Annotated in this window: 5 protein-coding genes; 1 reads left to right on the top strand and 4 read right to left on the bottom strand. The window is 51.2% G+C overall.

All coding sequences use genetic code 11. The annotated features are described in order from the left end of the window. The first annotated feature begins 71 nt into the window (after positions 1-71). The gene (locus R2I50_RS05730; RefSeq protein WP_316608201.1) at positions 72-698 is read left to right on the top strand and encodes a dockerin type I repeat-containing protein; all 627 of its coding nucleotides are present in this window, start codon (positions 72-74) and stop codon (positions 696-698) included. 297 nt (positions 699-995) lie between these two features. On the opposite strand, the gene R2I50_RS05725 is transcribed toward R2I50_RS05730, so the two are convergent. The 4 genes from R2I50_RS05725 to R2I50_RS05710 are packed head-to-tail and all read right to left on the bottom strand — an operon-like array spanning position 996 to position 12,667. Beyond that, the gene (locus R2I50_RS05725) at positions 996-9,842 is read right to left on the bottom strand and encodes a hypothetical protein (RefSeq protein ID WP_316608200.1); all 8,847 of its coding nucleotides are present in this window, start codon (positions 9,840-9,842) and stop codon (positions 996-998) included. Next, on the bottom strand, positions 9,835-10,284 hold the full coding sequence (locus R2I50_RS05720; protein ID WP_316608199.1) for a hypothetical protein: 450 nt from the start codon (positions 10,282-10,284) through the stop codon (positions 9,835-9,837). Before R2I50_RS05720 ends, R2I50_RS05725 begins: the two co-directional genes overlap by 8 nt. Before the next feature lie 11 nt (positions 10,285-10,295). Continuing rightward, positions 10,296-10,904: a hypothetical protein gene (locus R2I50_RS05715; protein ID WP_316608198.1), complete on the bottom strand. Its 609-nt coding sequence runs from the start codon at positions 10,902-10,904 to the stop codon at positions 10,296-10,298. Next, positions 10,904-12,667: a serine/threonine-protein kinase gene (locus tag R2I50_RS05710; RefSeq protein ID WP_316608197.1), complete on the bottom strand. Its 1,764-nt coding sequence runs from the start codon at positions 12,665-12,667 to the stop codon at positions 10,904-10,906. The genes R2I50_RS05715 and R2I50_RS05710 overlap by 1 nt, the downstream gene beginning before the upstream one ends. Between the last annotated feature and the right edge of the window lie 11 nt (positions 12,668-12,678).

Raw genomic sequence — 12,678 nt, 5'->3', positions numbered from 1 at the left:
TAGGATTTGAAAGGATTCAGGTAGTGGCTTTTTCTGTTGAACCAGAATTGGTGTTTTCTACCGGCCCCTAAGTGGCGATTTTCGCCGGACCCGAACAGTGGACAGTCAACGGCTCCGACAGCGCCGACAACGCCCGCGACGGGAGCGGATCGCTTCAATTCTGGAACAAGGATGAGGTCGACTTCTCCGTCGAACAGACGGTCACCGTACCGCGTGTGGGCGACTACACCTTCCTCTTGTCGATGCAGGGCGGCGATATCGGAGAGAACGCCGAGCTGATGATTTACGCCGTAAGCGGCGATAAGCGATATGAACAGCGCCTCACCCTCGACGGCTGGCGCAGCTGGAAGGTACCGATGCTCACATTCCCGTGCGCCGATACGGTCACGGTCGGCTTCTCGGTCAAGGCTGCGGCAGGTGCCTGGGGCTCTGTCGACTGCGTTCAGTTGTACAGAGAGCCGACAAACGATGATGTTTTCCGTCTCGGCGACGCAGACGGCGACAACGAGATTGATGTGCTCGACGTCACTGTGATCCTGAGACACCTCGTAGGTATCCCGATAAAGCGAATCAACCTCTCCGCTGCGAACGTCGACGGCGATGACCTCGACATCATCGACGCAACCCTGCTCCAACGCTATCTGTCAAACATGAAAACAACCTACCCCATCGGCGAATATATCGACCTATCAGAGTAATATAACCAAACACCCCCTTGCGTAGCACAAAAGACTGCAAGGGGGTGTTTATTATAAAAATCATTTTTATACTAAGTTTCCATTAAACGCTTTAACAAATTTGTTAGCGAGAAATCTCGCAGAGCAAGGCAAAGAACGCAGGCATACTGGCGTATGTCAAGGACGACAACACCGCTATGCGGAATTTATCGCAATAAATGTTAAAGTGTTTTGTATTAGTCCTATAACACAGGGGGAAACGGATACCGCTTCCCCCTGTGGTTTAGTTGATTGCGTTATTTGTTTCGATCAGCCTTTTTAGGCATTCTTTTTGCGCTTTCTCATGACGAGGAAGACGATCAGACCCGCGATCAGCAGTACGCCGCCAATCGCCAATCCGACCAGAAGCGGGCTGTTGATGAACTGGATGAAGAGGTTCGTGGTAACCAGGAAGTTGACGTAGTTTACCGCAGTATCCTCAGTGTCCTCGGTAGAGTTTGCCGCAGCGTCGAACGCCTCGATCTTTAGGTTCTGCAGGGACTCGGCGCTGGGGATGTCGAAGGTCATCCTACCGCCGTTCTCGACAAGCTCCTCTTCAGTGTACTCCTTCACATCGTCGTTTAGCATAATGCGTACGCCTGCGAGCAGGTTGTCGTCGTTTGCTACGATATCGACCGTCTGGGTCTCGACATTATAGTGTCCGCCGCTCTCGATGTTGTTGACAACTACATTCGGGATGGTTCGATCAACGATGAACATGATCTTCGCAACAGGTGTATCCATGTACTTCGGATTCTCGGTCTCGCTGAAGGAAGTATTGCCGGCTGTATCGGTCGTGGTGATCGCAACGCTGTAGGCAGCCTCATCGCTGAAGTTGTTTTTGCTGATGCGGTAGGTGTAGGTGTTCCACTTGTCGGGATCATCCGAACCGCCGGTGCGCTGATAGTTGTCGCCTGCGGTCAGCGCCTTGGGCTGTCCGCCGTCCTTGGTAACGGCTACGGCATATTTATCGATCTTGTCGGGATTGATTTCGGTAACGACGATATCTTCCTCGACGTTCTGGACATAACCCTTGTCGATGATCTGTTGGGTCTTTTGATCTACCATGAATGTGGAGCCTAAACGGTTGATGGAGAAGATAAATGTATCCTCGCCGACCTTCTCACCCTTCTCGTTGATAATTTCGGAGGTCGCAGTGTGATTGCCCGCCTTATCGCTGACCTCACAGGTGATGGTATAGATACCGTCATCCTTTAGGTTTGGCTCCTTATACTCGATCAGGTTGGTAGCGCGAGTCTCCTTAGTCTCATCAAAGACACTCTTGTTCTTATCCGCATTCAGATCGATACGCTGAATCTTGAAATCATAGGTTCCGTTATCGAGGTTATGATCTGTAGTGGTCAGCGTAAAGCCGATATCCTTACCGACGCCGCTGTTCGCAGAGTTCTTCTCGATGCCGACAAGCTTTATCTCAGGCTTAGTCGTATCGACATAAAAAGTCTGTTCGGGAACGGTGTTCGCGGCGTTGCCCGCCATGTCGATAAAGCTGATGTTCATGACATAATAGGCGTCGTTGCTGAATGATACGGTCGCCGTATGCACATCGCCGGAGGATGACCAGCCGTTGAGCGTGGGCGCCGATACGGTAGTGCCGTTATCGTTGGCGGTACAGCTGAATGTCACGCGGCCGGGATCAAAGTTGTGCTCGACGATGGTAATAGTTGCGACTCTGTGCTGTGCATAGTAATTACCGTTGACAGCATTGTTGTAATCGTAGCTGATCTCAATGGTCGGCGCGGTCTTGTCGATCGTGAACTTGGTCGGGGAAACAGAGCCGCCGTAGTTTACGCCCTGAGCGGGGTTGCTCGCCTCGTCGGTATATTCGATGTCGAAGGTGTAGTCAGCGTCATCGCTGTACTCGATGTAAGCGGTATGCAGATAATCATCGGTGTTTGCAGAACCGGAATGGTTCCAGCTCAGACCCGGGGTAAATGTCGCGCCGTTCTTAGTCGCCTTGATAATGACCTTGTCCGGGTTGAAGTTACGCTCGGAAATGTTGATGGTAGCGGTTCTGTTGGCGTTGAAGTACTCGGTGTAGGTGCTGTCGGGCGAATTGTTGCTGTAAGATACATTGATGACGGGCGCGGTGATATCGATACGCAGCTTGGCGGAATCCTGCGAGGTATTCTGCGCGTTATCCATCGCGTAAACGATCAGCTGTACGTTGTTGCTGTTATTCTTAACTGCGTCTACTGTGATCGAGCCCTTCATCACCTGCGGCGCGCCGTCAAATTGAGTTGTTGCGCCGGACAAGGTTCCGCTCTGTGTGCGCGTGCCGTCTGTGATAACTTCATAGCTGAGCTTAGAGTTGTTCAAACCGGAGCAGCTGTTGTTGTAGATTCGGTCGGTGATCACATAATCGACGATCACGTTGCCGTTATAGAGGGTGTTACCGTTGAGGTCGATCTTCGGCTGGTTGGAGTTGGGATTGAGCTTGATCTCGGGAGAGATACCGTCGATCTCGGGCGCATGCTGATCCAGAATAATCTTGTCGGAGTAAATGGTCGACTTGTTGCCCGCCTTATCCTCAACATAAGCCGTGATAACAAAATGCTCATCCGGCGACTCACGGAGAGGACCGGTGTATGCTTTCTTGGGGTCATTTACAGCGGTAGAACGCTCGATGGAATACTCAAGCTTCAGATCGCTCGGATCAAGGAGCTCATCGTTAGCTTTCAGAGTAACCTCAACATCCTTGTTGACCCAAACCGGCTGGTCCTTATGATTATTCTTTATATCGATCGAATCGCGTTCGATACCCGTTTCAACCTCTTTGATAACGATATTGAGCTCGTTGGGAGCTGTCTTATCGACGACAAAGTCATTAGCCGCTACCGTGCCTTCGGCATAGGAAATCTGAGCAGGGTTTCCCGCGAGGTCGGTGAACTTATCGGTGATATTAAAGGTATAGAAGGCGTCATCCGAGAATACAACGGTCGCAGTCTGATTATCCTTCGACCAGTTATAGCTATAGGTAGGCTTCGAAACCGGACCATTCTTGTTTGCCTGAGTGATACCGAGCATCGCTTTTTCGCCGACAAAGTAAAGATCGTCGACCGTTATGGTTGCATTTCGGGAAGAATCGAAATACTTCTCGTTGAGTGCCTTATTGTTATCATATTTGATAACAACCTTGGGAACAGTCTTATCAATGACGAAGTCGGTCAGCTTTGCATCCTTCGCCTTCTTGCCGGCATTATTGGTATAGGTTACATCCAGCTGCTTCCTACCCTCATCCGTGAGAGTATAATCGCGGTAATACTTATTAGAGCCGTCGATACGGGTCCAGCCGTCATTTGCGGGAACCTCGAGGTCCTTGACAACGCCGTTGGTGGTTTCCTTAATGACAACGTTATTTCCTTCCTGACCTTTCTTCTGACCATGTGCGTCAAAGAAAGTGTCTTCTACGGTCACGCGGACAGTTACGTTGCCCTTGTAGTAATTCACGCTGTCATACTCTCCGGGGGTAACGGTGTCGACGACCTCGAGGGTGATCTCGGGATCAGTCTTTTCCACCGCGATCAGCTCGACCTCTTCGGGAGCAGTGCCGCGGCTGACATAGAGCTCGGCGTTATTGATCGCTGTCGCGCTGATCTTACCTCTGTAATCCGCAGCATTCTCTGCAGGGATATCAAAGCTGACGGTCTGTTTCGAGGATCCGGCTACATTATTGGGAACAGTGGTCTCGGGGATTCCCTCAAGACCGACCTCATCGTTACCGGGAATTACGGGAGCGGAATAAACGATGCGATTGATACCGGAATGGTGATCCTCAGCAGTGATGTTGACCTTCACAGTATCGGGGAAGTACACGACGCCGCCGGTGAACTGTTCGATCAGATTCGTCCACGCGCCGGTCAGACCCTCGTTGTTATGCTGATAGGTGATCTCGATCGGCTTGGGAGCGGAAGTATCGACGCAGAACTCGAAGGGGTTATCGGACTCCGCCTCCAGTTTAACCGGATGACCGGCATGATCCGTGAATTTGCCGGTGGGCTGTACGGTATAGTGACCATCGCCCTCGAACTCGAGGGTAGCTGTCTTGCCGTCGAGCGAAATCGTAAAGGAGGGCTGGGCGATATCATTGCCGTCATTGTCCTTAGCGGTAGTAACGATCATACGGGTATCTTCTTCATCCTTGTTATCGGCATTAAGATTGATGAAGCTACCCTCTGTAAACTTGAAGTTGTCATCGGAAACCGTGATCGTAGCGGTACGCTTCTTAGCATAATATTTCTCGTTGGCGACGGGATTGTCATCATCATATTTGATGACAGCGTCAGGTTTTTGGGTGTCGATCGAGAAATGATCAATCGTCGCAGCGGCAGTATTATTGAAGTTGTTGGTATAGTCAGCGGTCAGCACCTTGTCGCCATCGCCGGTCAGGGTAATCTCGGCGGAGTAACGGTTGGTACCCTCTTCTCTCGTCCAGTCGGTCGGGAGAGCAATCTGAGATTCGGTTTCGTCGCTCTTCACGGTCAGGGTCAGCTTGCTCGGGGTCTTCTCGTTAGCCAGGTTCTCCGCTTCAAAGAACACATCCTCTACAGTGACCTTCACCTTGACGTCGCCGCTGTAATAGGTCACGCCGTCAAAGAATCCGTCGGATTTTTCGTTCATGATTTCAAGAGAAACTGCGGGCTTCTGCTCGCTGACCTCGATCATACCCTCATCTGTTGCAGAGGAGCGGCCGGCGTTGTTCAGGGCAGACGCCTTGACCTTGCCCTTGTACTCGGGCTCGATCGGGAAGCTGACTTCATATTTACCGGTCAGCGACTCGTTCTCGGAGGTAAAGGACTCGACGCCCTTGGTACCCTCCGCATCGCCCTCTACGGGTGCTTCATAAGTGATGCTCTTGATACCGGAGCCGGTATCCTCGGCGGTCACGACCGCCGTAATCTTCTCGGGGAAGTAAACCACGCCGCCGGTAAACAGCTCGGCAAGCTTCTGCCATGCGCCGGTCAGACTCTCCTTAGAACTCTGATAGGCGACGACCGGAACGTCGGGATCGCTGGTATCGACGCAGAATGCGTACTCCTTAGCGGAGGATTTTTCGGTATCAATGCTGTTACCCGCCAGATCCTTATAGGCGTCGGTCAGCTTGAGTGTATAGTAGCCGTCGTTCTTAAAACTGATCTCAAAACCACTGCCTGCAAAAGCGATCGTGGGATTGGCGATCGTCTTGCCGTCTGCATCCTTTGCTGTGACTTCGATCATATCCTCGAGCGCCACAAAATGATCATCAGTAGTCGTAATGGTAGCCTTGACGTGGGTTTTGAAATAGTCGACGTAAGTTTGACTGAAATTGACATTGACGATCGGTTTTGCCATGTCGATAATAAACTGCTGAGCACACTCGGTACCGGAAGCGGGCGTCAAAGTACAGGCGTTACCAGCCTGATCGACAAACTTGTCGGTGGTCTCCAGCTGATAGGTACCGTTCTCGGTAAAGTTGATCGTCGCGGTCTTGCCGTCCCAAACGACTGCGGGAGCCGTAATATCCTTACCCTCGGCATCCTTGGCGATCACGGTAATCATTCCGTCAGCGCCGACAAAGTTATCATCGGTAACGGTGATGGTCGCGGTACGCTTATTATTGAAGAAAAGCTCATTTTTGACGCTGTTGTTGTCATAAGCGATCTCAGCGCTGCCCTGTGTCTTATCGATCACAAAGCTCTCGGCCGCCTTGGTATCTTCGGCAAGCTGAACCTTGTCGAAGCCGTTGCCCGCCTGATCCATCAGCTGATCGGTGACTGTCAGCGTATAAACGCCGTCCTGATCGAAAATGATCGTAGCATTGTTACCGTTCCAGGTGACCTCGGGAGCCGTGATATCATTACCCTCGGCGTCTTTAGCGGTCACGGAGATCATACCGTCTGCGGGAACAAAATAGTCGGAGCGAACCGTTACGGTTGCAGTACGGTCGCTGTTGAAATACTTGTCGTTCTGCGCTTCGTTATTATCATAAGAAAGCTCAACAACGGGGCTTTCCAGATGGACGATGAAGTCGTTGTAAGCCTTGGTCGCGTCATCTACTCGGATATCGGGCTCGTTGCCCGCCTGATCGGCAAGGTACTCCGTCATGGGGGTGAGGGTGTACTCACCGTTTTTGCCAAAGATCACGGTCGCCTCGTTCCCGGAAGCGTTCCATACGACGTTGGGCGTTTCTGCATCGGTATTCTTTGCAGTTACCCGGAACATCTCCGCGGTGCCCTTGAGGTTGTCATCAGTGAGCTTGATGGTAGCGGTACGGGCTTCGCTGAAATACTTTTCATTCTTTACGTTGTTATTATCGAAGGAAATCTCGTAAACGGGCTTCTTCGTATCAATGATAAAGTCGTCGTAAGCAACCGTGTTGGCAGAAACCTCAACCTCGGGAACGTTGCCTGCCAGATCGGTAAACTTATCGGTCAGACGGAAGGTATAGTGACCGTCGTTCTTGAACTCGATGAGTGCGGTATTCCCGTACCATTTGACCTCGGGAACGTCGATCTCATTGCCCGCACCATCAACAGCCGTGATCTCTATCATGTCTGTGGCGGGCTTGAAATTCACTTCTTCGACCCTTACGGTCATTTTTCTGGATTTATTGAAGTACTTTTCGTTTTTGACTTTGTTGTTATCGATGGTGATCGAAACCTTGGGCTTCACCGCATCGAACACGATACCGCCGGTAGAGATATACTGATAGTTACCGTAGGGATCGGTCAATCTTGCATATACAACCGCAGTATTCGCTTGATCGACGTTGAACTTGCCGCTGTAAGCAGTCCAACTCGCCTCATCAAGCGCGTCAAGATCCTGCTTGGTCTTGACGGAGGAGGGATCGCGGTCGATATAGTAAGCGACATCCACCTTATCCTCACTGTCTCTGCCGGACTCGAAGCTGGTCGCGGCGTCATCCTCGCAGGTGATCTCGCAATCAACCGCGGGCGCATAGAGATTGAAAGTAAGGATTTGGACAAGCTTGTCGAATGCCGTCTCAAAAGCAGAAGCTGAGATCGCACCGTTCGGAGCGGTCTTATCCAGCGTGAGAGCAAGCTCGATCGCGTCGGAGACAGCGCCCTCAGCCGTATCCCCCGCCTTGTTATATTTCAAAACGATACGGGGATTCTTCACATTATTTGTGATCGTCAGTGCATCTTTGAAGTTGAGCTTGGTGTGATCCGCCGCATCTTCATCGTACAGTGCTACACTGTAATCCTCAGCGGGAGTAACAGTAATATCACCGACATAGCGCGTATCGGCAGGATCGGTGCTCGCCTTCTTGCCGCTGATGGTATAGGTGCCTTCACCGGCATTGAGATAAGAGCCCTTAACGGTCAGCTCTGTCTGTGCCTCGTTGTAGCGATCGTTCGCGGGCAGCTTGACAGAAACCTTGATGCCCTCCTCGCTCGGCTTGAGCAGAGTGAGCTTGTTTCCGCTGAGCTTAACGGAAGCGCTGTCAGCCTCGCCGACGCTGTACACAACGCCTGTCTCACCATGAGGAGCAGGGATATCGTAAGAGCTGCCGACCAGGAGCTGCTTGACAGGCTCGTCGTACTTGAAGTTCTTTATATCCGCCTTGTTGACAGTAATCTTATAAGTCGCCTTGGCGCTGTTGTAGTTGGCTGTGTTAACCGTCGCCTCGATGGTGAACACGCCGGAACGAGTCGGAGAGAGTACGCCGCTCTGAGAGAGGGAACCGCCGTTTTCGAATGGTTTACCATCCAAGCCTACGCGACTTTTAACCTTGTAGGAAATCGTGTATAACTCATCGATCGGAACGGTCAGATTCTTGGAAATATCCACCTTCAAACCAGGTTCATAGGTAACGGTCGTATCCTTACCCTTGACCTCCATATCCGCCTTATTAACGCGAAGATTATAGCTGAGCTGTGCGTCGGACATGTTTTTCAGCCCGGTCACGTCAGCGGTAATCGTCACGATGGTATCGGAAGCGCTGAGGGGAGTGACTTTACCGTTGCCGTCAACAGAAGCTATACTCGGAGCGTCGGAGGTATAGGTAACCTCTGCGTCGGGATTCGCCTTAGTATCATAAACCACAGCGTTGGTATAGGTCTTGCCGTATGTAATGTCTACGGTACCGCTGACGGGCTTCGAGAAAACCACGGCGTCATTACCGTTACCCTCTACGACCTCGACAGCGAAGCTGCCGGTCGCAGGCAGGTAAGAGTCGTTCTCTTCCACGGTCGCGTAAACCAACGTAGAACCCAGACCTGTCGGCTTGAGCTTGTTGTCCTCTACGGTAACGATCTGATCGTCTGCGGATAGATAGGTCACCTTATCGGTCTTCTGAAGACCTGCCACCTTACGCGGAACAGCAGTACTGTTGTAGGAGATGGTCATGGGCGAATCATCCTCGAAAGTAACGGGAGAGCGCTCTGCCTTACAGAACACGACATATTCCTTATCTGCGTCTGCCTCAGCGTTCATGATATCCTTCGCGCGGAAGCTGAAGGTATGCTTGCCCAGCTCGCCGAAGTTGTAGGTGAACGCTTCACCGGTGTGTAACGAAGCGATCTTTTCATCCTTCTCCAGAACCTCGATCTCGGGCGCGATGATTTCAGCCAGAGAACCGGTGAAGGTAAAGTCGCTGTAGCTGACGACGTCAACGCCCTCGCCTTCCTTGACGGTCGGCTTCGTTTCCTGAGCCGTGACGGTAACAGCGGTGTCACGATAGTCGGACAGCGCAGTCTCGCCGGCGGCAAGATTGATGAAAACGTTCTCGGACAGCGAACCGAAGAGCAGATCGCCGGTCAGCTTGATGTCCGCGTTGTCACCATCAGCCCACTGGTCAGCGGTCGTCAGGATCATTCCTTCTGCCGCTTCGGGCAGTACAAATTTGTTGATTACATAGCCGTTCTGCGCAGCGGCGGTATTTACATCGGCAAAGCCGTTGTCCGAACCGTTCCACCAATAGCAGAACATCGGATCGGCGCTGTCATCGACAACGTAAACATTCTTCTGGATCGCAGCCGACGGAGCAACGTTGATCTCAGCCGCAAATACAGGCAGCATCGCAGCCGCGTTTGCCGAAAACAGCATCAATACTGCCAACAACGCGGAAACGAGCTTCATCCCGAACGGACTTCTTTGGTTATTCATTTCCCTCTCTCCTTCTTTTGGACAATTGTGCATTTACATATCGACCGTCAAATACCGCATGAAGGTTGATAAATAAGAATATCAATCCAAATAGTATCGAATATATCAAAACAGTTTTTACGCCCACGATCACACAGACGATCAGTGCGATAACTGTAATTATCAAAGCAAAATCACAAACCGTACCGTAACGGTTGGTGAAGAAGGATATCAGACCGATGCCCCTCTTGTGCTCGGGCGGGTCTTGTTTTTTATAATACAGGATCAACAATACATAGCCTGCAATCAAACAGATCCACATTGCAACGGAAACTGCAATGGAAAACACCCTGATGAATCCCTGCCCGCCGATATCGGTCAGACCGCTCAACGCAACACAACACGCCGCCAGCGTCAGGAATAGGATCGCTGTAACGGGCAACTTTAATTTTCTCTTTCTCATATCGTCACCATTTATACCGTTATGATCTCATCGCTGACAAACAGCATGATCTCCGTGCGGATCCGGAACGCACCGGGATGATTCACGGGAGCTGAGCTGAGCACGCTCGTCTCATCGTCGATATCGCTGAGCACGGTCGTCTGCTCCGAATAACCCGCGTCGGATACTGTTGTACCCGTCGTTTCAACAACAGCCTGACGCATAAACTCAGCCGTCGGGGCGGGAGTCTCCTCAACCAGCAGCGCGGTCTCTTCGACCATCACTTCGGTCGGAGCGGAATAATCGATCTCCGAATGTGCTTTCGTTTCGAGCTTCGCCGTAGTCATGCTGCGGTTAACTCTGCCGGAATCAGGCTTGGAAACAGTCGGAGAGCCCTCCATTTCGGCAGTAATCTTCGCCATCTGCTCGGTATCAGCTTTAACGGTGCTCTTTTTCTTCTTGTTGAATGTCGTCTTACCGTTGCGGATATCCATGATCGCTTTTCTCGCGGTAGCGCCGCTGAGGTCGCCGATCACAGCGGGGATCCTCAGCGCAAAGAACAGGATGACCGCGATGACAAGGAACACACCCGCCATCACAAGCGCGGCGATAAACAATATATTGTACTGATCGTATGTCATTATTTCACCCTATTCTGACTTTTGAAGTTATCGAGGATCTTAGCTTCTACCATCTTAAAATAGTCGGCGATATCTGTATTGGTACCGTTGACATTGATCGCAGAAAACTGCCTCTCGATCAGCTTCTTGATGTTGCTGTCGGCATTCTCATATTTCTCGGCGATGATATTGTGGACATCGTTTACTCTGTTGACCAAATCTTCTTTATTCACATCATCCAGAGAAGCAAAGCCGGTGCAGTAGTTGACAATATTCTCAACAATCTCTTTACCTGCAAGTACGACTGCTTCATCATCCGAGGCGTTTTGACAGAAGCTGTACAGTTCTGCCAATACACCCCAAAGCTGTTCGTTCTGAACCTTCTGATCCTGCTGTCGGGCGATCTGCATATGATGGAGCTGACCGATGGAGTTATAGATCTGAACGAATTTTGACTCCTCGGTCTCATTATCTCCTACCGAATCCAAATACCGCTTGAACCACTCTGAAGCCTTATCCTCCTTCTTGGAGCTGCTGTCATAGTAGTACCAGCACGAAACGCCCGTCTTGGAACAGAACTTCTCATATTCTTCCTTATTATTATCTCTAAATTCAGTCAGAGGCTGAATCTTGTTATCATTTTCAAAGGCGATCATATCCAGATCCGAGATCTCGCGTACCGACAGCTTGTTATCTGATTCGGGCTCGCCCTTATCGTCGGTAGTCAGATACAGATCCAATAAGCCGTTATAAAACTGCTCGTTGGCGGGATCCAGATGGATACCCTTTTTAAACGCAGCTACACGCTCATCCTTTGTGTTCGCTTCGTTATCCGCCTCGATCAGATAGGTGTTGATATCCTCAGCCTTTCTGCTCTGAGCGCCGAAATGAGCGAATACCGCTATGCCTAAGCATACGACCATCAGCACCAGCATCGTAATAAAGGAACCGAGCTTACGCTTCTGCTTCTTACGGTACGCCTCGTCGATGGTATCATAGTGCTCCAGCGCATACATCAACTCGGCACAGGACTGATAGCGTTCGTCGGGATTGTTGCGGGTACATTTTAAGATGATGTTCTCCAAACCGGCGGACAGGGCAGGATTACGCTCGCGGATCGGCGACATCACATAAGGCTCTGTCGCGGGATTATGGTTCGTGACCAGATGATACATCGTAGCACCCAGGCAGTAGATGTCGGTTCTGGCGTCAGTCTTGGCGTTAGCGCCGAACTGCTCGGGAGCGGCATAGCCGCGGGTGCCCAGGCTGATCGTGTCGTTCGCGTCGGCGACCTTGATCTCTCGCGCGGTACCGAAGTCGATCAGCGTGATGTTGCCGTCAGGCTTGAGCATAATGTTCGCGGGCTTCAGATCACGGTAGATAATCGGTTTTTCACGGGTGTGCAGATAACCGAGCACGTCACACAGCTGCAGCCCCCATTCGATGACCTTTTCCTGAGGCTGCGCGCCGTATTCCCTGAGGATCTCGCTCAGGTCGTTACCTTCGATATAGTCCATGACAACGAGGAAGGTATCCTCGGTCTCGATAACGTCTACGATGGTCGGGAGGTTGGGATGCGAGAGGTTCTTCAGCATCTCGGTCTCGGCGATCAGGCTGTTCTTCTTGACCTCCAGGTTTTCCTCGCCGACCTTGCGTACCTCTTTGATTGCCCACGACTTGTTGGCTCTTTCATTACGCGCCAGATAAACGACGCTCATTCCGCCCTTGCCGACGATATCAAGTACACGATATTTGTTGTCGACAAGTTGTCCGATTTCTAACATTGAGAATACCC

The organism is uncultured Ruminococcus sp. (assembly GCA_902785355.1).
Taxonomy (GTDB): domain Bacteria; phylum Bacillota; class Clostridia; order Oscillospirales; family Acutalibacteraceae; genus Ruminococcoides.
The sequence above is the reverse complement of the archived record's forward strand: the minus strand, read 5'-3'. Positions and strand labels throughout refer to the sequence as shown.

What these genes read in the sequence shown, in the direction of transcription:
- R2I50_RS05715 (WP_316608198.1), bottom strand. Translation starts at nt 10,904, where the DNA reads ATGACATACGATCAGTACAATATATTGTTTATCGCCGCGCTTGTGATG.
- R2I50_RS05720 (WP_316608199.1), bottom strand. Translation starts at nt 10,284, where the DNA reads ATGAGAAAGAGAAAATTAAAGTTGCCCGTTACAGCGATCCTATTCCTG.
- R2I50_RS05710 (WP_316608197.1), bottom strand. Translation starts at nt 12,667, where the DNA reads ATGTTAGAAATCGGACAACTTGTCGACAACAAATATCGTGTACTTGAT.
- R2I50_RS05725 (WP_316608200.1), bottom strand. Translation starts at nt 9,842, where the DNA reads ATGAATAACCAAAGAAGTCCGTTCGGGATGAAGCTCGTTTCCGCGTTG.